Here is a 26,126-nt window from a genome sequence, read left to right on the forward strand (position 1 = left end):
CACAGGGCGGCAGTGCGGAAGATCCGGCGGTGCCGGAGTACTGCCGCTGCACCACCGCGCGCGACGGCCAGGACCGGAGAGAGTCACCCGGGCTGTCGGAATCCGGCATGTCAGGAACCAGACACCGTCAAGGACATGACATGCACAGGTCGACAATGGCAGGCTCTCGATCGGCCGCACGGGGCTAGGCGTTCCCCACAGGGATCTCGCACCGCTGCTGTCATGTCCTCCTCACCGCACCACCAGCTCTACTCGGGCAGTACCCCCTGCCCGGGCTGTCACCGGCCGCAACCCCGGTCGCCGCAGAAGGAGTTCCGCGTGAGAAAGACCCCCCGCAAGGCTGTTGCCGCGAGCGCGCTCTTAGCAAGCGCCGCCATGATCGCCGTTGCGCTCCCCACGACCGCCACCGCCGGCCCCCAGGCCGACGCTCCCAAGCCGCAGGTCCGGGCCGGCGCGCTGCAGGTCCAGCTCAGCCCGAGTGAGCGCGCCACGCTGCTCGCCGACGCGCAGGCCACCGTCGCCACCACCGCCAGAACCCTGGGCCTGGGCAGCCAGGAGCAACTGCTGGTGAAGTCCGTCCTGAAGGACGCCGACGGCACGGTGCACACCCGCTACGAGCGGACCTTCGCGGGCCTGCCGGTCCTCGGCGGCGACCTCGTCGTCCACGCGGCGGCAAACGGCACCGTCAAGGGCGTCAGCAAGGCGACCAAGGCTACGGTGAAGGTCGCCTCGACCACTGCCGTGAAGAGCGCCGACTCGGTGAAGACCTTCGCGCTCGGCCGCGCCAAGGCCAAGGGCACCACCGCCCCGAAGGCCGACACCGTCCGCAAGGTCGTCTGGGCCGCCTCCGGCAAGCCCGTGCTGGCCTGGGAGTCCGTGATCGGCGGCGTGCAGCACGACGGCACCCCGTCCGAGCTGCACGTCATCACCGACGCCACCACCGGCGCCAAGCTGTTCGAGTACCAGGGCATCGAGACCGGCACCGGCACCGGCCAGTACAACGGCCAGGTGACCCTCGGCACTACGCTGTCGGGCTCGACCTACGAGATGACCGACGGCACCCGCGGCGGCCACAAGACCTACGACCTCAACGGCGGCAGCTCCGGCACCGGCACGCTGTTCACCGATGCGGACGACGTCTGGGGCAATGGCCTGCCGAGCGACCGTCAGACCGCCGGTGTTGACGCCGCGTTCGGCGCCCAGGCCACGTGGGACTACTACAAGGACGTCCACGGCCGCAACGGCATCAAGAACGACGGCGTCGGCGCCTACTCCCGCGTGCACTACGGCAACAACTACGTCAACGCGTTCTGGTCCGACTCCTGCTTCTGCATGACCTACGGCGACGGTTCGGGCAACGCCAAGCCGCTGACCGCCGTCGACGTGGCCGCCCACGAGATGACCCACGGCGTCACCTCCAACACCGCCGGCCTGATCTACAGCGGCGAGTCCGGCGGCCTCAACGAGGCGACCTCCGACATCTTCGCCGCGGCCGTCGAGTTCTACGAGAACTCCGAGACCGACCCGGGTGACTACCTGGTCGGCGAGAAGATCGACATCAACGGCAACGGCACCCCGCTGCGCTACATGGACCAGCCGAGCAAGGACGGCAGGTCCAAGGACGCCTGGTACTCCGGCATCGGCGGCATCGACGTCCACTACTCCTCCGGCCCGGCCAACCACTGGTTCTACCTGGCCTCCGAGGGCAGCGGCGCCAAGGTCGTCAACGGCGTGAGCTACAACAGCCCGACCTCCGACGGCCTGCCCGTCACCGCGATCGGCCGCGACGCCGCCGCGAAGATCTGGTACCGCGCGCTGTCGACCTATATGACCTCCTCCACCAACTACGCCGCCGCCCGCACCGCCACCCTGCAGGCAGCCGCCGACCTGTACGGGCTCGGCAGCGAAACCTACAACAACACCGCCAACGCCTGGGCCGGCATCAACGTCGGCCCCCGCATCGTCGAGGGCGTGACGGTCACCGACCCCGGCAGCCAGACCACGCTGGTCAAGAAGTCCGCGAGTCTGCAGATCCAGGCCACCAGCACCAACCCGGGCGCGCTGACCTACACGGCCACCGGCCTGCCGGCCGGCCTGTCGCTCAACGCCTCCACCGGCCTGATCTCCGGCACCCCCACCAAGCTGGGCACCAGCACGGTCACGGTCACGGTCACGGACTCGACCAACGCCTCCTCCACCGCGACGTTCACCTGGAACGTCGTCAGCGTGATCAAGACCTTCGAGAACACCACCGACGTCGCCATCCCGGACGGGGGCGCCGCGGTCTTCTCGGACGTCAACGTCACCGGGATCGCCGGCAAGGCACCGAGTGCCCTCAAGGTCGACGTGGACATCAAGCACACCTGGCGCGGTGACCTGGCCATCGATCTGGTGGCCCCTGACGGCACGCTGTACCGCCTCAAGGATTCCAACATCAGCGACTCGGCCGACGACGTACTCGCCACCTACACCGTGGACGCCTCCAAGAAGACCGCCAACGGCACATGGAAGCTCAAGGTCCAGGACATGTTCCGCGGCGACAGCGGCTTCATCAACAGCTGGAAGCTGACCTTCTGACCTCAGTAGCAGCACACTGAGGCGGTGGGCCCCCTCCCGCCCGGGCCCGGCCGGCCATGACCGGCCGGGCCCGAACGCGGTGGACACCCATGTCGAGCAGCGCGATGGCCAGGCGCATGTGCCGGCTGCCGCATGGGAAGCGGAAGCAACTGCGCCTTGCCCGGGCTGAAGAATTTCACGGCTTCCCGTCACATCTGCGTGCGCCGGTCCGTCAGTGCCTTGAAGACGCCGACCGAGGCGACACAGAAGCGAAGGAGACCAGCCATGACGAACCCCTCGATCTCCCGGATGCCCAACCCGGCCGAGTTCGTGCCCGAGCTGAACGATGTCAGCGCCGCCCTGTTCCGCGCCACCGGCAACCAGTCGCTGCCGCGCACCACGATCAACCTGATCCACCTGCGGGCCGGCCAGATCGTCCACAACACCTACCTGACCGTCCTCAACACCAGCTTCCTGCGCAAGGCCGGCGAGTCCGAGGAGCGCATCACCGCCGTCGCCTCCTGGCAGGACGCGCCCTACTTCACCGACGCCGAACGCGCCGCCCTCGCCCTGATCGAGGCCACCCTCCAGCCCGCACCGCACGGCCGCGAGCGCGTCACCGACGAGATCTACGCCGAAGCCGCCAAGCACTACGACGAGAAGGCGCTCGCCACCCTCACCATCGCGATCGGCCAGATCAACTTCTTCATCGCCCTCGCCGTCATCGGCAAGCCCCAGCCCGTCACCTCCCTCGCCGACCAGCAGTGGGACTAGCGCCGTGGCAGGCAACGTTTGCCCTGTGGGCGCGGCTCGATTGCTGCGCTGGGCGGCACCGAGGTGTTGACCGGACCAACTGATCATTTCAGAGGGTCGGCGTAGCGGATCCGCAGGCGTTCGAACTGGTGGCGCCAGGCGAAGGTGCGCTCGACGACCCACCGGGTCTTGCCCAGTCCGGAGCCGTGGGCTGTGTCCTTGCATGCGCTCTTCGGTGTGATGCGGCCCAAACCCGCGGCTCCCGGCCTTCCCAGCGGCTGCCCCTACTTGATCACGACCTGTCGTTGGGTCGGTTCCGGACACCCTGACAGGCGTTCTCGCGCAGCTCCAGGCCGCGCAGGTTTGCGGCGGCGACGTCGTCGGTCGTCATGCGCGCCCTCGTACCCTGTTTCCCGTGCCCTCTTCCCGCCTGCGTCGCGTCGCCGTCCTAGTCCTCGAGGGCGCGAAGCCGCTTGATGTCGGCATTCCCGCACAGGTGTTCACGACCCGGGCGAGCATGCCGTACGAGGTGCGGGTGTGCGGCGCGGCACCCGGGCCTGTGACGGGAGGCGATGGCCTGGCCTACCACGTCACCGACGGTCTCGACGCGCTTGCATGGGCTGACATTGTCTTCATCCCGGGCTATCGGTTCCCGGACCGCGACGACCCACCACAGGCCGTCGTCGATGCCTTGACCGCCGCACACGATCGAGGTGCACGGCTGGCCGCCATCTCGACGGGCGCCTTCGCGCTCGCCGCCACAGGCCTGCTCGACGGCAAGCGCGCCACGACGCACTGGCACTACGCGCGGGCGCTCGCACAGAAGCATCCGCTGGTCCGGGTCGACGAGAACGTCCTGTTCGTCGACGAGGGCAGCGTGCTGACGTCGGCCGGCGCCGCCTCAGGCATCGATCTGTGTCTGCATATCCTGCGCGGCGACCTCGGGGTGGCGGCGTCGAACCACGCGGCCCGGCGCCTGGTCGCGGCACCCTACCGCAGTGGCGGCCAGGCGCAGTACGTGCCGCGGAGCGTGCCCGAGCCGCTCGGGGAACGTTTCGCCGCCACCCGCGAATGGGCCCTGCACCGGCTCGACGAACCTCTCAGCCTCGAATCCCTCGCCCAACACGCGGCGGTCTCTCCGCGCACGTTCTCGCGGCGCTTCGTCGAAGACACCGGGTACACGCCGATGCAGTGGGTCATGCGTGCCCGCATCGACCTGGCCCGTGAGCTGCTCGAGCGTTCGAAGCGCAGCGTCGAGCAGATCGCGAACGACGTCGGGCTGGGCACCGGCGCGAATCTGCGGATGCACTTCCAGCGCATCCTCGGCACCACCCCCAGCGAGTACCGGCGCACCTTCACCCGGGGCGAGTAGCCCGACATCCGGCGCCTGGCGCGATCCTTTCGAACCATGGCGCTCTCGCCACGGCCATGGCCGGATCCCGCACGCGAGGCTGGTCATGAACCGAAGGGACACCACACATGACTCGCATCGCCATCAACGGATTCGGCCGCATCGGACGCAACGTGCTGCGCGCCCTGCTGGAACGCGACAGCGGCCTCGAGATCGTCGCCGTCAACGACCTCACCGAGCCCGCCACCCTTGCCCGGCTCCTCGCCTACGACACCACCGCCGGACGGCTCGGCCGTCCGGTGACCGTCGACGGGGACGCCCTGGTCGTCGACGGCCGGCGCATAACGGTGCTTGCCGAGCGGGAGCCGGCACAGTTGCCGTGGGCCGAGCTCGGCGTCGATATCGTGCTGGAGGCGACAGGCCGCTTCACGTCGGCCAAGGCAGCCCGCGCCCACCTGGACGCGGGAGCGAACAAGGTTCTCGTCAGTGCGCCGTCGGACGGCGCCGACGTCACGCTCGCGTACGGGGTCAACACCAAAACGTATGACCCGGCCGTGCACACGATCGTCTCGAACGCCTCGTGCACGACCAACGCGCTGGCGCCGCTGGCCGCGGTACTCGATGAGCTCGCCGGCATCGAGCACGGCTTCATGACCACGGTGCACGCCTACACACAGGAGCAGAACCTGCAGGACGGTCCGCACCGCGACGCTCGCCGCGCCCGTGCTGCTGCTGTCAACATCGTGCCGACCACGACGGGCGCCGCCAAGGCGATCGGCCTCGTGCTGCCCAACCTCGACGGCAAGCTGTCAGGCGACTCGATCCGTGTGCCGGTGCCGGTCGGCTCGATCGTCGAACTCAACACCACCGTCGCCCGCGATGTGACCCGCGACGACGTGCTGGCCGCGTACCGCGCCGCCGCGCAGGGTCCGCTCGCCGGCATCCTCGAGTACTCCGACGACGCGCTCGTGTCGTCCGACATCGTCGGCAACCCCGCCTCGTCGATCTTCGATGCGGCCCTCACCCGGGTCGACGGCCGCCACGTCAAGGTGGTCGCCTGGTACGACAACGAGTGGGGCTTCTCCAACCGTGTGATCGACACGCTGGAACTCCTCGCAACACGCTGAACGGTCCACGAGCAGGACCGTGTCTCGCGTGAGCGGTCACGCTCAACCCGGTGATGACCACACCTGTTGCACGCGCTACGGCTGGCACTACCGGCGCTGAGCTGCGTCGACTCGTCGCACTTCGCCTCACCTGGCGCTCAGTGGTACGTGGCATCCGTTCAAGCGGGCTGAGGATCCATCGTGCGCCATGCCGCAGTCACGCGTGTGGCCCCGGCCGGGAATCCGGCCAGGGCCACAGGCGAAGACGCGGTCGTGAAGGGCGGTCGCCTACGCGGCGAAAGGTACTGCGGGGCTTCAGTCGAACGATCTTCCCTACAGGCAAGAGGCGAGGCCCGGGGACACTGTTCGATCGACACGGAACCGCACGACCCGGCGCCGGCCCCGGAGGCCAGCGCCCGTGTCACGGCCGCGCACGGCGCCTGCGGCTCCCGCGCGCCCATAGCCGCCAGGCCGGCGCACCACGTGACGAAGGACCTGGCCGGGCACCTTCCCCCGGACCCCGGGCATCTGGTGTCGCTCGGCCGCCGGGACATCGCGCACATCGGTTGCAGGGAGTCGGGCCGAACGCCGCCGACTGGCGGGTACGGGAGGGGCGAAACCTCGCCCCCGCCACCGATTCGATCCCAACGAGGTGGAAGGGCGGCGTCGGGCCAATGCCGTGACTGCCGTCCGTCCCTCACCGCGGCCCCGCGGGCGTCACGCATAGTTGCGCAGTTCGGGCCAGATCACGCCCCAGGGGCGGCGGGGGCCGGTGCAGACGTAGACGTGGCCGCCCCATTCGATGTTGTGCACGCCGTCTGGGTTGGAGAGGGTGGCGGCCACGCGGACGTGCCGGAAGTACCGGCGAAGGCGAGCGGCGTACCCGGGGGCGTAGTCGGGGCCGGGGGCGACGGCCACCACGGTCGTGGCGTGCGGGTTGCCGGGGCCCCACCACCAGTCGGTGTTCTGAGCGCCCGCGGCGGTGGGCAGTCCGGCGCTGCGGCCCAGTTCGTTGATGGCACCGGCCTCGCTGTAGTCCGCCGCGAAGATCACCGCGCTCGCGCGCTGCCCGGCCGGGAGCCCGGCCCATACCTGCCGCACGGTGCCGACCAGTTGGGGCCAGCCCAGGGTCTCCCCCGATATCGGGCTGGTGCCGTACGTCCAGTCCACGTCAGACGGAGGCAGCACCGGCAGCACGATCACGGCGGACAGCGCGGCCGAGACGGCGGTTCCGATCATCAGGCCGCGCAGCCGGCCCGGGCGGGAGTGCAGCCACCCGTCGAGTCCCACCGCGCCTGCCGCCAGTAGGCACACGTACAGCCCGCCCAGGTAGTAGACCTGCGCTCCGGTCGTCACGGCGAACAGTACGAACAGCACGGCATATGCGGTCACCAGGCACCGCCACAGCGGCCGGCCGGACCGCCACAGAAACCGCAGGCCCGCCACCCACAGCACCGTCATCGCCAGACAGGACATGCCGAGCTGCCCCACGATCCAGGTGAGGATGTTCCCCGCGCCTCCGTGCTCCCCGTTCAGCGCCCGCGTCATCGCGAACATGGCCCAGCCGTGCCGCGCCTGCCACCACAGGTCGGGCAGCACGAGCAGCACGGCGATCACCGCGCCCGCAAGCAGGCAGCGATCAACTACGGTCCGGCGGGCCGGGCCGAGCAGCGCCGCGGCCAGCAGGACGGTCCCGAAGATCGCCGCGAGATGGTTGAATTCCGAGCCGAGGCCGACCAGCGCTCCCGCGGCGAGCCACCACCGCGTGTCTCCGGTGCGGCCGATCCGCACGACCACGAGCGCGATCGCCGCCCACGCCAGCACTTCGAACGACGTCGTGTTGGCGACGTGTCCGCTGCCCAGCAGCACGGGCATGGTGCCCGTCGCGATCGCCGCAAGCAGCTGCGCCCGCCGCGTGCCGCCGAACTCCCGCGCGGTCAGCGCGCCCACGACCACCGTGCCCGCCGCGGCCAGTGCGGCCCACAGCCGCAGGCCCGCCGCCGAGACCCCGAACAGCGACAGCGAGACCCGGGCCAGCACCGGCGTCAGCGCCGGCTGGTCCACATAACTCGCCTGGAGGTGCCGGGCGGAGTCGAGGAAGTACAGCTCGTCGCAGTGGAAGCCGTAGCGCGGGGACAGCGCCATCAGCACGCCCAGGACCACCCCCGCGACGGCGAACACCCGTCGGTCCAGCGGTGCGATCCGCCCGCCGTCCTCCCCGACCCCGTCCGCACGCCCCACGTCCGCCACCCCCGGTCCTCGGACCCTCGGTCGCGCCGTCCGCGCGGCCGGGGCGGCCCGGCGCGCACGGCTCCCGGGCCGCTCGTACCTTACGCACCCAGCCCGCGCGCGGTGAAGCCTCCGGGTCGGCGCTTCCGGGCACGGCCCCGAGAGGCCGAGCAACAGCGCGGACCGAGCGCCCCGGCTCTCCACCCCGGCACACCCGCGATCGCCTGAACTCGGGGTGTTCCATGCCTTTTCGGGTGCGATGTCCGCATGCCGAAGTCGTCTGCCCGTAACCCTTGACGCTGCCCTTTGGTGAAAACTACGTTTTGCTTCGCGGAAATCAACTTCTGCTTTGTGGAAACTACTGAACCTCGGTCGCCGGGGCCCACGTCGCGCGCCCTCCCTGAAGCACGGCACCGACGGGCCTCGTCGCGACCCTCTAGCGAAGACTCGAGGGCTGATCGATGACTGCAGTGGAGGACCGGCCGCCCACGACGGCCAACGGGGCGACCAGCTCCATTCTGTACACCTACGATCTGGCCCCCACGAAGAAGGCGGGGCGCCGCTGGGGTGCCTACAACGTCTTCACGCTCTGGGCCAACGACGTGCACAGCCTCGGGAACTACGCGTTCGCCATCGGCCTCTTCGCGCTCGGGCTGAACGTGTGGGGCATCCTGGCCGCGTTCCTGCTCGCGTCGGTTCTGCTCTTCCTCCTGCTGACGCTTTCCGGGTTCATGGGCCACAAGACGGGCGTCCCCTTCCCGGTCATGAGCCGCATCGCCTTCGGCATCAAGGGCGCGAAGGTACCGGCCGCGGTCCGCGGAATCGTCGCCATCGCCTGGTTCGGTATCCAGACCTATCTGGCCTCCGCCGTCCTCAGCGCCCTGCTCATCGCGATGCTCCCCGGACTGCGCGACATGGACGCGAACTCCGTGCTGGGCCAGTCGACGCTCGACTGGATCACCTTCCTCGCTCTGTGGGCCCTCCAACTGCTCATCGTGAGCTACGGGATGCAGATGATCCGGAGGTACATGGCCTTCGCGGCGCCCACGACCCTCATCACCATGTGCGCCCTCGCGGTCTGGATGTTCGTACGGGCGGACGCCTCGATCTCCCTGTCCATCGACGAGCCGCTCGTCGGCGGCGAGATGTGGCTCCAGATCCTGCAGGCAGCCGCGCTGTGGGTGGTGATCTACGGGACGTTCGTGCTGAACTTCTGCGACTTCACCCGGTCCGCCAAGAGCCGCGGCTCCATCGTCCGCGGCAACGTGATCGGCATCCCGCTGAACATGATCTTCTTCGCCGTCATCGTGGTGGTCCTCAGCGGAGCGCAGTTCAAGCTCGACGGGCACATCATCACGAGCCCCACGGACATCGTCCGGACCATCCCGAACATGTTCCTCCTGGCGACGGCGTCGCTCGCCCTCATCGCCCTGACGGTCGCGGTGAACCTGCTGGCCAACTTCGTGGCGCCGATCTACGCGCTCATCGACCTCTTCCCGCGCCGGCTGAACTTCCGCCGGGCGGGCGTGGTGAGCGCGGTCGTCGGTCTGGCGATCCTGCCCTGGAACCTCTACAACAGCCCGATCGTGGTGAACTACTTCCTCGGCGGACTCGGAGCCCTGCTGGGACCGCTCTTCGGCGTCATCATGGCGGACTACTGGCTGCTGCGCAGGTCCCAGGTGAACGTGCCGGACCTCTACACCGACGACCCGCAGGGCGAGTACCACTACCGCCGCGGCTTCAACCCCCGCGCCGTCGGGGCCTTCGCCCCCAGCGCGGCCATCGCGGTCGTCGTCGCCCTGGTGCCCTTCTTCCACGCCGTGGCCGGATTCTCCTGGTTCGTGGGCGCCTTCCTCGCCGCCGCGCTGTACGCGCTCATCGCGGACCGTACAACGCCGGTCCGCGACGTGGACGGCGAGGCCATCGCCGTCGCCGCCGAATGAACCACCGAGCAGAAGGCCGAAGCATGCGCATCCTCGTTGTCAACGTCAACACCACGCAGTCGATCACCGAATCGATCGGCAGGCAGGCAGCCGCTGCCGCCTCACCCGGTACCGAGACGGTCCCGCTCACCCCGCTCTTCGGGGCGGAGTCCGTCGAGGGCAACTACGAGAGCTACCTCGCCGCCATCGCCGTGATGGAGACGGTCCGCGCCTACCCGGAACCGTTCGACGCCGTAATCCAGGCCGGCTACGGCGAGCACGGCCGCGAAGGGCTCCAGGAACTGCTCGACGTCCCGGTCGTCGACATCACCGAGGCCGCCGCGAGCACCGCCCAGTTCCTCGGCCGCACCTACTCCGTCGTCACCAGCCTCGACCGCACCGTCCCGCTGATCGAGGAACGTCTCCACGCCGCCGGTCTGAGTGCGCGCTGCGCCTCCGTGCGCGCCAGCGGTCTTGCCGTGCTGGATCTGGAACGCGACGAGAAGGCCGCGGTCGAAGCCATCGTCGAAGAGTCCGCCCGAGCCGTGGAGGACGACCGGGCGGAAGTGATCTGCCTGGGATGCGGCGGCATGTCCGGCCTCACCGAACGCGTCGTCGAGCGTACGGGGGTGCCCGTCGTCGACGGCGTGAGTGCCGCGGTGACGATTGCCGAGTCCCTCGTACGCCTCGGCCTGACCACGTCGAAGGTGCGTACCTACGCGACACCCCGGCCCAAGAAGATCGTCAACTGGCCTCCGCAGGTGCGCTGAAGCGGGTCGCGCACGACAGGCGACCGGTGCCCGGCCCCGCCCCGGGCGGACGGCTCATGAAGACACAATCAACCGCGAAAGAGGAGGGGCATCCGTTGCCCGACGTACAGCTCGTACTGCGCTCGACACGCGTCATCACCCCCGAGGGGACGCGTCCCGCGTCGATCGCCGTCTCCGGCGGGACGATCGCCGCGGTGCTGCCGTACGACGCCGAGGTACCGGTCGGTGCCCGTCTGGAGGACGTCGGCGACGACGTCGTACTCCCCGGGATCGTCGACACCCACGTGCATGTGAACGACCCCGGGCGCACCGAATGGGAGGGCTTCTGGACCGCCACCCGCGCGGCCGCGGCCGGTGGCATCACGACCCTCGTCGACATGCCGCTCAACTCCCTCCCACCGACCACCACCGTGGAGCACCTGCGCGTCAAGCAGGAGACCGCCCGCACCAAGGCGCACATCGACGTCGGCTTCTGGGGCGGCGCGCTGCCCGACAACGTCGCGGACCTCCGACCCCTGCACGACGCCGGCGTCTTCGGCTTCAAGTGCTTCCTGTCGCCCTCCGGTGTGGACGAGTTCCCCGAGCTGGACCAGGAGCAGCTCGCGAAGTCCCTCGCCGAGATCGCCGACTTCGGCGGCCTGATGATCGTGCACGCCGAGGATCCGCACCACCTGGCCGCGGCCCCGCAGAAGAGCGGGAGGAAGTACGTCGACTTCCTCGCCTCCCGGCCGCGCGACGCCGAGAACGCCGCGATCGAGAACCTGATCACCCAGGCCAGGCGGCTGAAGGCCCGTGTGCACGTGCTGCACCTGTCGTCCTCGGACGCTCTGCCGCTGATCGCCGCTGCCAAGGCCGAGGGAGTCGGGATCACGGTCGAATCCTGTCCGCACTTTCTCACCCTGACGGCCGAGGAAGTCCCGGACGGCGCCACCGAGTTCAAGTGCTGCCCGCCGATTCGTGAGGCCGCCAACCAGGACGCCCTGTGGGAGGGGCTCGCCGACGGGACGATCGACTGCATCGTCTCCGACCACTCACCTTCGACCGCGGACCTCAAGAGCCCTGACTTCGCCTCCGCCTGGGGCGGTATCTCCTCCCTCCAGCTCGGCCTGCCCGCCATCTGGACCGAGGCGCGCCGACGTGGCCGCAGCCTTGAGGACGTCGTCCGCTGGATGTCGACCGCACCCGCACGGCTCGCGGGCCTGGACAGGAAGGGCGCGATCGAGGTCGGCCGGGACGCCGACTTCGCGGTGCTCGACCCCGACGCGACCTTCACGGTCGACCCGGCCGAGCTGGAGCACCGCAACCGGGTCACCGCCTACGCCGGCAAGACGCTGCACGGTGTCGTCACCTCCACGTGGCTCCGCGGAGAGCGCATCGCCGACCGCGGCACTCTCGCCGAGCCCACCGGACGCCTGCTCGACAGGAACGGCTGAGGCCGGGGCCGGCGTGGTCGCCGGCAGGTGAGCGGGCACTGCGACCCCCGACGGACGCGTCGGGGGCCGCAGTGCGCGTGGTGCCGAGCAGTCGTGTGTCGCAGAGCGCACGGCACCGTGGGCCCGCAGTGGTGGGACGCCGCGCCGCCGAGCGCTCCGTCCGTGCGCCGCGCGGCGCCGTGCCCTCGTACGGGCCCCGGGGCGCCCCAGGCGTCCGATCATGGTCGGCTCGGCAGGCGGCGCGATGGCCTTCTCAACCTCTGCGGCGGCCAGGCCGGGTTGCTACACCGCCGTGGGCAGGTCGATCGTCTGTGACAGTTCCCGGTCAATGGTGGCTGCCGCCGCGCGCAGTACCGCGACGGCCTGGTCGAGGAACGGGTTGGGGTCTCCCGATCGGCGCACGGCGAACACCCGCCGTACGTGCGTGGGGTTGGCGAGGCGGATCAGGTGTACGTCCTCCGACTTGCTCAGGGCGAGTTCGGGCACGATGGCGACGCCGAGCCCGTTCCGTACGAGTTCGAAGGGCAGGTTGTAGTCGTTCGTGCGGAAGATGACCTCGGGGCGGAAGCCTCCCTCGGCGCAGATGTGGAACAGCGAGCGGGCCGCGTCGGTGTCCTCGCGGTAGCAGATCCAGCGCTCGGCCGAGAGGTCGGCAACCCGGATGCGTCTGCGGCGGGCGAGACGGTGCTTCTTGGGGACGAGGACGTACAGCGGCTCCTCAAGGATCAGCGTGCGCTCCAGGTCGGACGGGTCGTTGCGAGGTACTGTGCCGTACTCAAAGATCACCGCCAGGTCCAGTCGGCCCTCGGTGACGGCGGGCAGGGTGACGGGCGGGTCGCCTTCCTCGTAGCGGACGTCGACCTGCGGGCGGTCGCGCAGGAAGTCGGTGAGGACCGCGGGCATCAGGCGAAAGCCGGCCGACCAGAAGCTACCGAGGTGCAGTCGTCCGCGCTCGGCCGCCGCGAAGGACCGCATCTCTTCCTCGGCCGCCTCCAAGTCGGCGAGCAACCTGACTGCTCTGCGGGCGAGTTGGGCGCCGGCGGCGGTCGGCCTGACACTGCGCGGCGAGCGCTCGAAGAGGGGCACGCCCAGGACCCGCTCGACCGAGGCGATCTGCTGCGAGATCGCGGACGGTGAGTAGCCGAGGCGGCGTGCGGCGGTGCGCAGTGAGCCTGTGGCGACCACATCTCGGATCGCCTGCAACTGCGTCGGGGTCAGCATCAGGAGAACTTAACAACCAGCCCGCTGCCACCGCCAGAGTTCGCTCCCATGAGGTTCCCTGTGGGCAGGTGGAGTCGGCCGTTCCACAGATTCTCCGCAGGTGAGAACGGAGTTCGCCTCCCTTCCAAGCAACAGCTCAGCTGAACGATGTGTGCGGCAACGTTCATTCTGCTTCATCTTGTATTGCCGTCCCCGCTGCCGCAGATTGAGCGGCATTGACCGGCCAGGACATGGCCGGCCGACCCAGGGAAGGGCACTGCCATGGAAATACGGCTCCCGAGGCCCCAGGCCCGCCGGACGAAGCGCGCCGCGTCTGCCAGCGCGGCGCTGGCCGGACTTCTCTTGCCGCTCGCGGCGTGCGGCGGCTCACCCTCGACCGACGCGGCCGGCAAGGGGCCCGCTGCCAGGTCCGGCCCGGCCGCGCAACACAAGGACGCGAAACTCGCGGCGCTGCTGCCGCAGAGGGTGCGCGATTCCAGTGAGCTCGTCGTGGCCGCGGGCGACGACTATCCGCCCCTGGTGTCCCTCGGTTCTGACAACAAGACGCTGATCGGCGTGGAACCGGAGCTGATGACGGCGGTCGGCCAAGTCCTCGGCGTCAAGGTGAAGTTCTCCAAGGCGAGCTTCGACAGCATTATCGGCGGCGTGCAGTCGCGCCGCTACGACCTCGCTATCCAGGCCATGCTGGACAAGCCTGAACGCCAGCAACACGTCACATTCGTCGACTACTTCAAGACCAGCAGCTCCATCCTCGTCCAGCAGAAGAACGCCGAGTCCATCGGCTCACTCGACGACCTGTGCGGGCGGACGGCTGCCGTGGAGAACGGCACGGCCCAGGTCGACGACATCGACGCGCAGGCCAAGAAGTGCAAGGCCGCGGGCAAGCCGGCCGCCAAGCCGCTCGTCTTCCCCGACTCCGTCGGCTGCTTCCAGGCCCTGACCACCGGTCGCGCCGACGCCTTCGTCGGCGGCACCCCGACCGTCGCCTACCAGGCCGCGCAGTCCCACGGCCAAATGAAGCAGGTGGGCGAACCGTACCGCTTCCTGCCGTACGGAATCCTGGTGAACAAGCAGGACGAGAAGCTGGTCGAGGCCGTGCGGCAGGCCCTCCAGAAGGTGATGGACAACGGCACCTACGGAAAGATCCTCAAACGCTGGGATGTCGAATCCGGAGCCCTGGACCGCGCCACGGTGAACGGCGGCACCACCACATGAGCGAGTCCACTCTCCGCACCACCGGCATCGCGAAGACGCCCGCGGTCCGCAAGGAGATCGACGCGGTGCCGCTGCGCCGGCCGGGCCGCTGGATCGCGTCGGCCGCCCTGGCGTTCGTCCTGGTGTTCCTCCTCCAAGGGTGGGCTGCCAATCCGCGCATGCAGTGGGCGACCGTCGGCGACCACCTGTTTACGCCCGTCGTCCTCGAGGGCCTGGGCACCACGCTCTGGCTGACGGCGGCCGCGATGGCAATCGGCGTCATCGGCGGTGTCGTCCTGGCTGTTCTGCGCGGGTCGGACAACCCTCTCCTGTCCCGGCTGAGCTGGCTCTACATCTGGGTCTTCCGCGGCACACCGCTCCTGGTCCAACTGCTGTTCTGGTACTTCCTCGCCGCAGTCGTGCCCCGGGTCGGGTTCGGGGTGCCATGGGGGCCGACCTTTGTCGAGTTCGACACGAACCAGCTGGTGACCCAGACCTCGGCCGCCCTCCTCGGACTCGGACTGCACGAGGCCGCCTACATGGCAGAGATCGTCCGCTCCGGCATCGCCTCAGTGGACGACGGGCAGTCGGAGGCGGCGAACGCGCTCGGCATGACGCGCCGTCAGACCCTGCGCCGGATCGTGCTGCCGCAGGCCCTGCGCATCATCATCCCGCCCACCGGCAACCAAGTGATCTCCATGCTCAAGACCACGTCACTGGTCTCGGTCATCGCCGTGCCCGAGCTGCTCACTTCGATCCAGGCCATCTACTCCCGCAACTTCCAACAGATCCCTCTGCTGACCGTGGCCTGCGCCTGGTACCTCCTGGCCGTATCGGTCCTGAGCGTCGGCCAGTACTACCTCGAGCGCCGATACGGGCGCGGGGCGAGCCGTGACCTGCCGCCCACCCCGCTCCAGCGCATGCGCGGCACCTTCGCCCAGCCTCGGCCCGCACCCTTGGAGAACCGATGAAGACGAGCACCGCGACGGTGGTGCGCGCCGAAGGTGTGCACAAGAGCTTCGGCAGGACCGAGGTGCTCAAAGGCATCGACCTGAGCGTCGCGGCCGGCGAGGTGATGTGCCTGGTCGGCCCGTCCGGCTCCGGCAAGTCCACCTTCCTGCGCTGCATCAATCGCCTGGAGACCATCGACGCGGGACGTCTGTACGTACGCGACGAACTGATCGGTTACGAGGAGCGCGACGGACGCGTGCACGAGCTGACCGACTCGGCGGTCGCCCGGCAGCGGCGCGGCATCGGCATGGTCTTCCAGCGCTTCAACCTGTTCCCGCACATGACGGCGCTGCAGAACGTGATGGAGGCGCCGGTGCAGGTCAGGAAGGAATCCAGAGCCGAGGCCACGGAGCGCGCCCGGTCACTCCTCGCCAGAGTCGGACTCGCCGACCGCGCGCACTCCTATCCCTCGCAGTTGTCCGGCGGTCAGCAGCAGCGCGTGGCGATCGCCCGGGCGCTGGCGATGCGGCCCGAACTGATGCTGTTCGACGAGCCCACCTCCGCCCTCGACCCCGAGCTCGTGGGCGAGGTCCTCGATGTGATGCGCGGGCTCGCCGACGACGGCATGACGATGATCGTCGTCACGCACGAGATGGGCTTCGCCCGGGAAGTCGGCGATTCCCTCGTCTTCATGGACGGCGGTGTCGTCGTCGAGTCCGGCACGCCGACGGACGTACTTGGCTCCCCTCGCCACGGGCGCACCCAGGCGTTCCTCGGCAAGGTCCGCTGACCGGCCCGACGCCGCACCCACCACCCTTCATCCACGCACCGCAAAGGAAGACCCATGCCCCGTGTCCTCGTCATCGGAGCCGGTGTGGTCGGCGCCTCCGTCGCGCACCATCTGGCGGCCGCCGGCGCCCATGTCACAGTGATCGAGGCAGGCGGTCCGGCCGCCGGCACATCCAGCGCCACCTTCTCCATCGACGTCACCCATCTCAAGACACCGCACACCTACTACGCGTTGAACCGGCGCAGCGCCGAACTGCATGTGCGGCTCGGCGACGAGCTGGGCGGAGCCGACTGGCGTCACCCCGTGCCGCTCGTGCAGTGGGGTCACACGGATCAGGAACAGCTCGTCATCCGGGAGCGCGCCAAGCGCCTGCGCAGCTGGGGACACGCCTGCCGGTCGGCCGATCCGTCGGAGCTGGCCGAGCTGGCCCCGGGGGTGAGCCCTGACGCCTGCCGGGCCGACGAACTCGTCGTCCACGAGCACGCGTCCTGGTACGACGCTCCGCTGTTCACCCGGCGCCTGCTGGACCGCGCGGCACTCAACGGCGCCGACATCCGCTACGGGCTGCGGGTGACCGGCATGCTGCGCACCGGCGACCGCATCACCGGCGTGGTGGCGGAGGGCCGCCGTTTCGAGGCGGACTGGGTGGTCAACTGCACGGGCCCACAGGCGGGGCGCATCGCCGGGCTGGCCGGCGGGTCGCTGCCGCTCAACCGTGTGCCGGGGCTCGTGGGCGAGAGCACCCGGCTGCCGGATCAGGACCGCCTCGGTGCGATCCTGGCGACTCCCGGTGTCGATCTGCGGCCCGCGCCCGACGGTCGCGTCGTGTCGATCTCCTGGCCGGTGGACGCCGTTCTGCCGCCGGACGTCGAGGGTGCGTCGGACACGGCAAGGCAGACCGACGCGGCGCTGGAACAGGCCCTGCACCGTCTGGGCCGTGAGGTGTACGCCCCCTTGCGCGCCGCTGAGATGGCCGGCGTGCGACTGGGAGTGCGCCCCGTCCCCGCGGACGGGCTGCCGCTGGTGGGCTGCTCGGCGGCAACGCCCGGTCTTTACACGGTCGTCACGCACAGCGGAGTGACCCTGGCGCCGGCGCTCGGTCTGCTCGCCGCGAAGGAACTCATCAGCGGCGCTTCCGTCCCGGACCTGGCGGACTACAGCCCGGACCGCACCCCGGCCGCGGACGTACTCGACGAGAGCGTGCAGGTCATGAGCAGCGCGGGAGCGATCACGGCGGCGTGAGGCGGATCCGCCGCCCTGGTTCACGGATGGCCCCCACCGTGGTGGGGGTCATCCGTGAACCAGGGCGGCTAAGGCCGACGTTCCCACGCGGTACGCAACGCTCTGTCCCCCGGTGCCGGCGGATAGGGCGTCAGCAGGCGGATTCGCACCGGGCTCGGAGGCCCGGCGACTGCAACGCCATCCGGACCGCTCCTGACGACGCCAACCCACCCTGGTGATCTCGCAGGTCAGCTGTTATGGCCGTAGGCGGCTGCGATCTCCTCCGACGCCGCCCAGCGGCTGTAGGTCGGCGACTGCGGCCACCCCTCCGGCGAGTCCTGCCACACCTCCTGCCGCCCGTACGGCAGCAGGTCGACCAGGCCGAACAGGTTGCTCATCTGCTCCGTGCCGCGACCGTCGGTGTGCCAGGTCCGGTACACCGTGTCGCCGTCGCGCAGGAAGACGTTGACCGCGAATCCGGCGTTCGGCGGGGCGCCGACATCGCTGCCGAACGAGCTGTTCGCCGTCGAGTACCAGGTCATCGTGTTCCCGACCTTGCGCTGGTAGGCGAGCGCCTCGTCGATCGGGCCCTGGGTGACGATCACGAACCGGGCGTCGAACTTCTCCAGGCCCAGGAGCCGGGTGAACTGCGAGGTGAAGCCGGTGCAGCCGCTGCACTGCCACTCCGCGTCTTCGTGCCACATGTGGTTGTAGACGATCAGCTGCGGGTGCTCGCCGAAGATCTCGGCGAGGCGGACCGGACCGTCCTCTCCCTCCAGTACGTAGTCGGGCATCTCGACCATCGGCAGCCGACGGCGCTGGGCGGCGATGGCGTCGAGCTCCCGGGTGGCGGCCTTCTCCCGCACGCGCAGCGCTGCCAGTTCCTTGTCCCAGGTGGCGGCGTCGACGACGGACGGCAGGGCGTTCGAGGTGGTGGACATGGTGCCTCCGGACGATCGGGTGCTTGTCTGGGAGTAACGACTCCCCGGCCGGCAGGAAGTCATCGGCCCTCGCCCGGCGAATTCGCGGCGCCGACGGCGACCAGCCTCTTCGCCGCCCGCAGGATCAGCCTTCTCTGCACTTCGCAAAGTGGAGCGCCGGGTGATTCCCAGGACGTCGTTTCCTATGGCGTGATCGCTTGTCAAGCAGTGCATGACAGATTTCGTCGAGCGGTTGGTGCCGGATGAGTTGTGGGTGCTGGTCCGGCGGGTGGTGCCGCCTGCACCGCCGCTACGAGCGCAAGGCCGCACACTTCCCAGCCTTCGGCGCCATCGCCGCCGCTCTGATCTGCTACCGCCACCTTGCAGGGCAGGCGGCCCACCGGTTTATCCGTATCCCGTTGCAACGAGCCGTTCTGCAAACAATCATGGCCGTCATGGAGCGACCCAGGCAGATCATCGAGTGCGGAGACTTCGTCCTGCGAGGCTGGCGGGGGCAGAGCGACTTCGCTCCGGCATTCACGTTGATCGAGGAGTCTCTGGACCACCTGCGCCCGTGGGAGCCGTGGGTCGCCCATCACAGTGAGGAGACCACCCGAGACTTCCTCGCGAAGTCCGAGTCGAAGTGGGCAAGCGGTGACGTGTACAACTACGCCATCGCCAAAGCCGGCACTCTCATCGGCATGTGCCAGAGCTACCGCGTGGCCGAACCTCAGGGCCGGCGCATGGGGTACTGGCTGCACCCTGCCGCCACCGGCCAGGGCATCGCCACGAGAGCGACAGCGGCCATGGTCACCGAGATGTTCACCCTGCCGGACGTGGAGTACCTGGAAATCGCGCACGACCTGGCCAACACCTCCAGCGCCGCCATACCGCGTCGGTTGGGCTTCACCGAAGTCCGGCGTGAACAGGTAAGGCCGCCCGCAGCCCCCTCCGGCAGCGGGATCGACGTGGTCTGGCGGCTGAACCGCCCTACGCCGCCCGTTGACGGCACTCGCCGCCTCTGAATATCTGAACCCATCGAGCTCAGCTCCTGTCCCTTCGGGACCAAACGAGACGAACTCCGGGTACCTGAACTCCTGAACCTGTGCGGTCCTGCGAAAGCTTCCGGAAGCCGGTCATGACTCTGTTTGCGACAGCTGCGCGCTTGGCACGGCCGCCCCGCGATGCTTGATGTTGACAGCCGAAGCCTTGGCCACTGCCACGGGGTTCAAGAAACGCAGCGGACCGATCAGACGGGAGGCAAACAGATACAGGTGCCGCGCCACCGACTCGTCGCGCGCTGCCGCCGAAAACATCAGCCGCTCCAAGGGATTGAACGGACGGGCCTTGGCGTAGTCAACGGCCAGATACTGGTGACCGCGCAGTCGGCGCCGGTGTCTGCGCGCATACACCACGAGCGACCTATTGAGGTCGCCCCGACCCGCTGCGGCCGAGGCGACCGACTCTGCCAACCATTGCGCGGACTGCAGAGCCCACCCGCATCCCACTCCCCACAGGGGATCGCCGGTCAGGGCGGCGTCACCGATCAACGCGACGCCCGGTGCGGTCGGCTCGCGGCTGAGAAGCGGGTAGTTGACAGTGCCGGTGATCTTCGTGATGCGCTCGGCGGAGTCGATGGGTGGTGCCTCGGGCAGGGCGCGGACGAATTCGAAGAAGCTGCCCTCCAGGTCTTCCCGGAAGGCCGGCAGCCGCTTCTTGTCCGGGAGCACCGCGATCACCGTCACCCCGTCGTCGTTCGGAAACGCGTACGCCATGTCGGGCTCGAGGAACCAGGCGTGACCGATCCCGCCGTGGAGCGGAAGATTGCGGAAGTGCGTGAGATAGCCGAACCGCGCGTTCTCGTACAGCCGAGCAGGCACCCCGGCGAACTTCGCAACGGCCGAGTCCTTGCCATCGGCGCCGACCACCAGACGGGCCCGGATCTCCCGCTCACCCTGTGGTGTCGACGCGCGCACCCCCACGGTTCGCCCGGCTTCCTGGACCAGTCCGGTCACATGGTGACCGAGGAGCAGATCGACGCCAGCGGTCTCCGAGGCATGGGACCTGATGAGCGGGTCGAGGGTGCTACGCCGAATGTTGTACGCGTACGGTAGCTCGGGGCCTGCCGGCGCAGCCCTCGGCTCGATCCATCCCCAGCGGGTGTACCAGCGGGCCTCGTTGCGGACGGCTCCAGCTTCCTCAAGAGCGGGGACGAGGCCGAGTTCGTCCAGCACCGGGTAGGCGCTGGCCTGGAGGGAGTGGGTGCAAAGCACCTTGTACGCTTCGGGGTCCGAGCGGCGTTCCAGCAGTGCGACGCGAACCCCGCGTCGAGCGAGCAAGATCGCTGCGGCGCTGCCTGCGAGGCTGGCTCCGCTGATGACGACGTCGTAGTCGTATCCCGCGCTCTCAGGCCTGGTCATGCGCTGATCGCCCCCTTCGAGGTATGCCGTTCATGGGAGTGGTGCAGTGCCAGTGCTGTCAGGAACATGATCAGTTGTCAAGAGTTGTGAATCGAGTGATGCGTGATCGGACTGCGAAGAATTCGCTGTGCAGAGCAATGCCGGAGAGGTCGTCCGTGGCATGAACAGCACGAACACGTACGTCAGAATACGGTGAGCCGGATATGGGCGGGGATCGACAGCGGCAAGGGACATCACCACGGCCTTGCGCTGGATGCCGACGACAAGACCCCACTGTCGCCACGAGTCACCAACGACGAGCCCGAGCCGCTGAAACTGTTCAGCGACGTTCTCGACCTGGCCGGCGACCGTGAGGTCACCACCCCGGCGACGAAGCCGCCATCGAACTCGCACTGCTGACGGGCTACCAGACCCCGGCCGTCATCCGCCGCCCTCGGTCCGCATGTTCAGCAGGCGCTCGGGCAGGCTGGATGCGGTCATGCGTTCAACTGGGCAGACCCTCATCGGATTTGCGGGCAAGCAGGTGAATCTCCTTGAACTGCCGCCGGTCGGTGGGCTGAGGCTCGCGAACCATCCGGGCCACCTCGGCCAAACCGGCCGTGCGCAACATCGCGGCGAGGTGATCCGGCGACCACCGATAGGCCGGCGCGACTGCGTGATCGAAGACCTGCGTCGAGTGGGACGGATCATCGCTGGCCGAAAAGCCGACCAGAAAGTGACCGCCAGGTGCCAGCACACGGTGGAACTCCGCCAAGATGATGGGGAGTTCTTGCGGCGGAGTGTGGATGATGGACCAACGTGAAAGTACGCCTCCCAGCACGCCGTCAGCGATGTTCAACGCTGCCATCGAGCCCACGTCGAACCGCAGGCCCGGGTAGGCCTGTCGAGCTGACTCGATCATCACGGGAGAGGCATCGACGCCAAACGCCGCCAGCCCCAGCTCATCCAGGTAAGCGGTGATATGGCCAGGCCCACACCCCAGATCTGCGACCCGACCGTCCCCACTCGCACGTACGACCTCGGCGAAGGCACTCAAAATCGCGCGATCCAAAGGCCTTTCACGCAGCTCGTCGCGGAACAGCTGCGCGTACGTGGGGGCAGCAGCGTCGTAGGCCTCGCGGGTGACACCGAGGGCATCGTGTTCGATCATACTCACGACCGTAGTCCCTGGCGCCGAGGCAAGCCGGCGAATCACGAGCTTCCCTCCCGCCCGTTCTCCTGGGCCACCGGTGGTCTCGATACGTCTTGATCTTGAGACTTCGTTGCCCACGAGGAAGGTGCGTGGCGGCACATGTGACCGAAGTGCTGCTGGACAGCGTATGTCTCCCCATGTCACGTTCGAAGCCGCAGGGGAACGGCTACGGGGGCTGGGAATGCTGGTGACGGAGTTCAGCACGGACGTCGTGGACGCTCCGGAGCGGTTCGCGCTGTGGGAAGAAACCACAGCACAGTCGCACATGCGCAACCGGCTGCGCAGCGATGACCACGAGGACTTCCGCGCCAAGATGCGCGTCCTCGACCTGGGGGATGTTCAGGCGTCCGCGCTGGCCTACTCGCATTTGGAGATCGCGCGGCCGCCGAAGCTGATTCGGCAGTCCGATCCTGAGGTGTACCTGATCAACTACTTTCTCGGCGGGGAGGGGATTGTCTCCGTGGACGGGGGTGACACGACGCTGCGCACCGGTGACCTCGTGGTGCTGGACAGCAGCCGCCCTTACCGCGGCGGTGTTGGTGCCGTTCCGGACAGGTGGTCCCATGTGACGGTGCAGTTTCCTCGGGGGTTGCTGCCGTTGCCGGAGAAGACGGTGCAGCACCTGTTCGCTGTCCCGATCAACGGGCACAGCGGTATGGGCGGGGTGTTCACTCGTTGGCTGGCCGACCTCAACGCACGCGCCACCGAGTTCACTTCAGCCGACATCCCGACTCTTGCCTCGGTCACCCTGGACCTCCTGGCGTCCACACTCGCCCGTTGCCTGGAGGCTGAGGCGGATCTGACTCCGGAGGCCCGCCGGAGTGCCCTGCGGGCCCAGATCAGCGCGTTCGTCGAGCAGCACCTCGCCGACCCCGCCCTGACTCCCCAGGCGATCGCGGACGCCCACCACATCTCCCTGCGTCACCTCCAGCACCTGCTCGCCGAGGACGACACGTCGCCGGCAGCCTGGATACGCCGCCGCCGTCTGGAACGCTGCCGCCTCGACTTGGCCACCCCCCGCCTGAACGACCGCCCGATCCAGGCCATCGCCGCCCGATGGGGCTTCACCCACCCCTCACACTTCAGCCGCCTGTTCCGGGCCACCTACGGGATACCGCCGCAGGACTACAGGAACCTGTCGCCCAAGGCGTGCGCGAATCGCCAACACCCCTGCGCGGACTGACAAGGCCGACTGCCTCTGGCCTTGGCAGCCTGGTTCGGACGGCGACAGAACTGCCGATTCAACCAACAGACCAGGGGAATCATGGGGGAACGAACACTTCGTCGCGATCGTGCTCCGAAGCGAGGAGGACAGGCGGAGGGAGCTCACCGCAAGACCGTCTTGGGCGGGGCATGCGCGGCGGCTGTCTTCGCACTCGTGCCGATACAGCTGGCAGGCGCGCAGACGCCCGACCACTCGCCATCGGCAAGGGCCGCTGATGCGACGCCGCACAGCCTACCGACCAGGGTCGGCGTACTGACCTGGAACATCTGCGGGGCCCTCAGCCGTGACGGCAGCCCCAGCTGTCCGGGAACCAGCCGTGGCAAGATCAACGAACTGGTCGACCGGGTCAATCATGACCGCTCGATCGCCGTCGTGATGATTCAAGAAGCCTGCGAGAGCCTGCACTCCCGGCCGCTTCAGGACGCGCTGAATCACGCCGGGTCCGGCGAGTGGGTGGTCCGCCATCGCACCGCAAAATCTCCCGGTACGGACAACCCAGTCCGGTGCCCCAGAACGGGCAGGAAGGACGCGGGCGTAGCCGTCGCGATGAAGAAGCTCCCGGGCACCGACCTGGTCTACGACAAACAGGGCAAACCGGGGTGGGACATGACCTTCACCAGCACCTCGGAACCCGGAGGCAAGCACACGCAGGGCGCTGCGTGCCTCCAGGACCGCGGCAACAAACTGCTCGCCTGCACCAGTCATTTCGCCAACGCCAACGCGGACCCGTCCAAGCAGATGCGCAGGGCCTCCGCCCGGGACTTCCGAAATCAGGCACGGAGCTGGCAGAACGGCGGCTACCGCACCGTCATCGGCGGCGACCTCAACCTGAAGCCCGGCGACAGTGCTATTCGCCCCCTCTACAGCGGCAACTTCGAGGCCGACTCGGACGAGAAGTGCACCACCACCGGGCCCTGGTACCTCAAGGGCTGCCGCAATGCGGCCGGCGACAAGCTCGACTACATCTTCTTCAGCGACCGCGGCTGGGACCTGGTGCAAGGCCGACCCATCTACGTCGGGTCGTGGAGCTACAATATCGGCCGTCTCAGCGATCATTGGATGCTACGGGGCGTCGTCCGTCCCAGCGCCTGACCTCCGCCGACAGCGATTGTTCATCTCGTCGCAAGGCACTCGCTCGGGGCCGAAGTCGATGTTCACGAGAATGGGCAGCGGCTGTGGGGATGCCGCCGCTGGAAGGCGGGAGGGGCCTCCGCGATGCTTCGGGTTCCTGCGTTGGCGAACCGTGGAGGGCCGCCGCTGGGTCGTCCCCGCGGCGGCCCGGTCGTGCAACCCTCATCCGGGGTGCGTCGCAGCAGGCTTGCCCAGAAGTCATGAGCCCACGATTGCGCTCCGGGCGGGCGGTCAGGCGTTGCTGTGGTCACTGGCGGTTTTGATGAAGTCGCCGGGCTTGTACCGGCGGTCGAAGAAGGCCTGTTCGGGTCCGTACCAGCGGATGACGGCGAACCAGCCGCGGCCGGGGACGGTGCGGATCCAGTTCTCGGCGCCTGCCGGGCGCTCGGGGCCGATGTGGAGGGTGATCGACTCGTCGGGGTTGAGGGCGATGTCGTCCATTCCGTTGAGGGAGGAGTAGGTCTGGCCCTGGGCATCGACTTGGGCGGCGGTCTCGGCGTCGTAGACGGTGAGGGACCAGAAGAGTCGGGCCGGCGGGTCGGCGGGCAGGTCGATGCGGTAGGTGCGCTCGCCGGCGAGCAGGTCGCCGTCGTGGTCGCGGTAGGCGCCCGCGAACTTGGCGCCGAAGCCGACTACGGAGGTGATCATGCCGGTGCTCATGGAGTAGTGGTTGACGAACATGTGCGCTTTGGCGTTCACGTCGGTGTGGCCGGTGGCGCGGTCGCGATATTCCTCGTCCAGCAGGGTGTGGAAGAAGTCGTCCTGAGCGGTCTTGACGTGGGCGACCCACTGGCGGTCTGCCCACCACAGGGCGCCCTGCTCGCGGTCGAAGCGGGCGGCCAGGGTCTTGGCAGCCTTCCAGCCCGTCTGCGCGGCCAGGTCCAGCAGTTCTCGCTGACGCGGCGTCGGGGCGAAGGGCCGGCCCTTGCGGATGCCCAGCGATGCCAGGACGCCGTGCATGTAGGGGTCGGTCTGGTCGACCCGGTCGGCTTGGACGAAGGCGTCGAGCGCGTCGAAGAACGTGCCGTCACGGGAGTAGAGCGCGTCGGCCGGGGTGTCGGAGGCATGGGCGAAGTGCATCGGCTCCGCGTCGCCGTGCAATGGGTGCAACCGGATGCCCTCGATGGCCGCGACGCCTGGTGACAGGTCGTCGACGGAGGTGAAGAAGCCGCGCAGCAGGAAGTAGATGTTGTCGGTGCGGCTGCGGTAGACGAAGAAGTCGTCCCACTCGCCCTCGTGCTCAGGCTCGGCGCCGTCGGGGACGATGAGGTACCGGCCGCCTTCGCCCCGGTCCGGGCCGGGCAGGCCGATGTCGCCGAGGAACTGTCGTCCGTCGATGACGGGACCGGTGAGTGGGCGGTGCCAGAAGTCGTCCACCAGTCCCTGGATGCCGGGCGGGGCCTCGACGACGAGCGGGCCGGTCAGGCTCAGGTCCGCGAAGGCCATGCCGTAGATGACGTCGCAGTTCGGGGTGGTGATCAGTGTCCGAGGCTTCAGCCGTTGTTCGAAGACGGCCATCACCGGGTAGCCGTGGCCGAAGACCGCGCCGAGCCCGTCGCGCATCGCGCAGGCGTTCATCGTCGGCAGTGCCCACAGGTAGACCTGGACGGCGCGCTGGAAGAGCAGCTCGTCCTCCAACGTCCGCGCCGTCTCGTCGGTCGGGTAGCCGCCGGCGAACGGCAGCGAGGCCAGGTCCTGGCAGCGGTCGGGTGCGGACGTCATCGGACACCTCGGGTATGAG

At 68.8% G+C, this 26,126-nt stretch carries 21 protein-coding genes and 2 pseudogenes; 16 read left to right on the forward strand and 7 right to left on the reverse strand.

Going from position 1 to position 26,126, the window contains the following annotated elements; all coding sequences use genetic code 11:
- Window positions 1–318: 318 nt before the first annotated feature.
- On the forward strand, window positions 319–2,577 hold the full coding sequence (locus ACFU8W_RS37740) for a M4 family metallopeptidase (RefSeq protein WP_384047498.1): 2,259 nt from the start codon (window positions 319–321) through the stop codon (window positions 2,575–2,577).
- A 264-nt stretch (window positions 2,578–2,841) separates the two neighbouring features.
- The gene (locus ACFU8W_RS37745) at window positions 2,842–3,330 is read left to right on the forward strand and encodes a carboxymuconolactone decarboxylase family protein (RefSeq protein ID WP_384047501.1); all 489 of its coding nucleotides are present in this window, start codon (window positions 2,842–2,844) and stop codon (window positions 3,328–3,330) included.
- Window positions 3,331–3,431: 101 nt separating this feature from the next.
- On the opposite strand, the pseudogene ACFU8W_RS37750 reads toward ACFU8W_RS37745, so the two are convergent.
- Window positions 3,432–3,527: pseudogene (locus ACFU8W_RS37750) on the reverse strand (IS5/IS1182 family transposase); the annotation flags it as partial.
- A gap of 197 nt (window positions 3,528–3,724) precedes the next feature.
- Between ACFU8W_RS37750 and ACFU8W_RS37755 the strand changes: the two are divergent.
- Window positions 3,725–4,681 (forward strand): GlxA family transcriptional regulator, encoded by a 957-nt coding sequence (locus tag ACFU8W_RS37755; protein WP_384047504.1) that lies wholly within the window; start codon window positions 3,725–3,727, stop codon window positions 4,679–4,681.
- Between the two features lie 107 nt (window positions 4,682–4,788).
- Window positions 4,789–5,787, forward strand: a complete 999-nt coding sequence (gene gap / locus ACFU8W_RS37760) for a type I glyceraldehyde-3-phosphate dehydrogenase (RefSeq protein WP_384047507.1) — start codon at window positions 4,789–4,791, stop codon at window positions 5,785–5,787.
- A 696-nt stretch (window positions 5,788–6,483) separates the two neighbouring features.
- On the opposite strand, the gene ACFU8W_RS37765 is transcribed toward gap, so the two are convergent.
- Entirely contained in the window at window positions 6,484–8,016 is a 1,533-nt protein-coding gene (locus ACFU8W_RS37765; protein WP_384047510.1) for an ArnT family glycosyltransferase, read from the reverse strand.
- 440 nt (window positions 8,017–8,456) lie between these two features.
- On the opposite strand from ACFU8W_RS37765, the gene ACFU8W_RS37770 reads away from it, so the two are divergent.
- From ACFU8W_RS37770 to allB, 3 genes are all read left to right on the forward strand, one after another.
- On the forward strand, window positions 8,457–9,938 hold the full coding sequence (locus ACFU8W_RS37770) for an NCS1 family nucleobase:cation symporter-1 (RefSeq protein WP_384047513.1): 1,482 nt from the start codon (window positions 8,457–8,459) through the stop codon (window positions 9,936–9,938).
- Between the two features lie 23 nt (window positions 9,939–9,961).
- Window positions 9,962–10,687: an aspartate/glutamate racemase family protein gene (locus ACFU8W_RS37775; protein WP_384047516.1), complete on the forward strand. Its 726-nt coding sequence runs from the start codon at window positions 9,962–9,964 to the stop codon at window positions 10,685–10,687.
- Window positions 10,688–10,782: 95 nt separating this feature from the next.
- A complete protein-coding gene (allB, locus tag ACFU8W_RS37780) occupies window positions 10,783–12,120 on the forward strand; it encodes an allantoinase AllB (protein WP_384047519.1) in 1,338 nt (445 codons plus the stop codon).
- Window positions 12,121–12,402: 282 nt separating this feature from the next.
- On the opposite strand, the gene ACFU8W_RS37785 is transcribed toward allB, so the two are convergent.
- Window positions 12,403–13,341, reverse strand: coding sequence for a LysR family transcriptional regulator (locus ACFU8W_RS37785; RefSeq protein WP_384047523.1), 939 nt, complete (start codon window positions 13,339–13,341; stop codon window positions 12,403–12,405).
- Between the two features lie 261 nt (window positions 13,342–13,602).
- On the opposite strand from ACFU8W_RS37785, the gene ACFU8W_RS37790 reads away from it, so the two are divergent.
- Genes ACFU8W_RS37790 through ACFU8W_RS37805 form a run of 4 tightly spaced genes read left to right on the forward strand, consistent with a single transcriptional unit; the run spans window position 13,603 to window position 17,518 of the window.
- A complete protein-coding gene (locus tag ACFU8W_RS37790; RefSeq protein ID WP_384047526.1) occupies window positions 13,603–14,556 on the forward strand; it encodes an ABC transporter substrate-binding protein in 954 nt (317 codons plus the stop codon).
- A complete protein-coding gene (locus tag ACFU8W_RS37795; protein ID WP_384047529.1) occupies window positions 14,553–15,506 on the forward strand; it encodes an amino acid ABC transporter permease in 954 nt (317 codons plus the stop codon). Before ACFU8W_RS37790 ends, ACFU8W_RS37795 begins: the two co-directional genes overlap by 4 nt.
- Window positions 15,503–16,276: an amino acid ABC transporter ATP-binding protein gene (locus ACFU8W_RS37800; protein WP_345509991.1), complete on the forward strand. Its 774-nt coding sequence runs from the start codon at window positions 15,503–15,505 to the stop codon at window positions 16,274–16,276. Before ACFU8W_RS37795 ends, ACFU8W_RS37800 begins: the two co-directional genes overlap by 4 nt.
- A 54-nt stretch (window positions 16,277–16,330) precedes the next feature.
- The gene (locus tag ACFU8W_RS37805; RefSeq protein ID WP_384047532.1) at window positions 16,331–17,518 is read left to right on the forward strand and encodes an NAD(P)/FAD-dependent oxidoreductase; all 1,188 of its coding nucleotides are present in this window, start codon (window positions 16,331–16,333) and stop codon (window positions 17,516–17,518) included.
- Between the two features lie 227 nt (window positions 17,519–17,745).
- On the opposite strand, the gene ACFU8W_RS37810 is transcribed toward ACFU8W_RS37805, so the two are convergent.
- Window positions 17,746–18,438 carry a DUF899 family protein gene (locus ACFU8W_RS37810; RefSeq protein ID WP_384047535.1) on the reverse strand — a complete coding sequence of 231 codons (693 nt, stop codon included), beginning with the start codon at window positions 18,436–18,438 and terminating at the stop codon, window positions 17,746–17,748.
- Window positions 18,439–18,695: 257 nt separating this feature from the next.
- Between ACFU8W_RS37810 and ACFU8W_RS37815 the strand changes: the two are divergent.
- A pseudogene (locus tag ACFU8W_RS37815) lies at window positions 18,696–18,800 on the forward strand (IS5/IS1182 family transposase); the annotation flags it as partial.
- Window positions 18,801–18,872: 72 nt separating this feature from the next.
- Complete coding sequence (locus ACFU8W_RS37820; protein WP_384047584.1) at window positions 18,873–19,442, forward strand: GNAT family N-acetyltransferase; 570 nt, start codon at window positions 18,873–18,875, stop codon at window positions 19,440–19,442.
- Between the two features lie 111 nt (window positions 19,443–19,553).
- Here ACFU8W_RS37820 and ACFU8W_RS37825 read toward each other — a convergent pair whose 3' ends face one another.
- Entirely contained in the window at window positions 19,554–20,837 is a 1,284-nt protein-coding gene (locus tag ACFU8W_RS37825) for an NAD(P)/FAD-dependent oxidoreductase (RefSeq protein ID WP_384047538.1), read from the reverse strand.
- Between the two features lie 192 nt (window positions 20,838–21,029).
- Between ACFU8W_RS37825 and ACFU8W_RS37830 the strand changes: the two genes are divergently transcribed.
- Complete coding sequence (locus tag ACFU8W_RS37830; RefSeq protein ID WP_384047541.1) at window positions 21,030–21,236, forward strand: transposase; 207 nt, start codon at window positions 21,030–21,032, stop codon at window positions 21,234–21,236.
- Window positions 21,237–21,321: 85 nt separating this feature from the next.
- On the opposite strand, the gene ACFU8W_RS37835 is transcribed toward ACFU8W_RS37830, so the two are convergent.
- Complete coding sequence (locus ACFU8W_RS37835) at window positions 21,322–21,987, reverse strand: class I SAM-dependent methyltransferase (RefSeq protein WP_384047544.1); 666 nt, start codon at window positions 21,985–21,987, stop codon at window positions 21,322–21,324.
- Window positions 21,988–22,156: 169 nt separating this feature from the next.
- On the opposite strand from ACFU8W_RS37835, the gene ACFU8W_RS37840 reads away from it, so the two are divergent.
- Both ACFU8W_RS37840 and ACFU8W_RS37845 read left to right on the forward strand, forming a co-directional pair.
- The gene (locus ACFU8W_RS37840) at window positions 22,157–23,212 is read left to right on the forward strand and encodes an AraC family transcriptional regulator (RefSeq protein WP_384047547.1); all 1,056 of its coding nucleotides are present in this window, start codon (window positions 22,157–22,159) and stop codon (window positions 23,210–23,212) included.
- A gap of 21 nt (window positions 23,213–23,233) precedes the next feature.
- On the forward strand, window positions 23,234–24,346 hold the full coding sequence (locus tag ACFU8W_RS37845; RefSeq protein ID WP_384047550.1) for an endonuclease/exonuclease/phosphatase family protein: 1,113 nt from the start codon (window positions 23,234–23,236) through the stop codon (window positions 24,344–24,346).
- 270 nt (window positions 24,347–24,616) lie between these two features.
- On the opposite strand, the gene ACFU8W_RS37850 is transcribed toward ACFU8W_RS37845, so the two are convergent.
- Window positions 24,617–26,107, reverse strand: a complete 1,491-nt coding sequence (locus tag ACFU8W_RS37850; protein ID WP_384047553.1) for a DUF1214 domain-containing protein — start codon at window positions 26,105–26,107, stop codon at window positions 24,617–24,619.
- Window positions 26,108–26,126 lie beyond the last annotated feature (19 nt).

The organism is Streptomyces sp. NPDC057565, from assembly GCF_042801455.1.
Taxonomy (GTDB): Bacteria; Actinomycetota; Actinomycetes; order Streptomycetales; family Streptomycetaceae; genus Streptomyces; species Streptomyces yanii.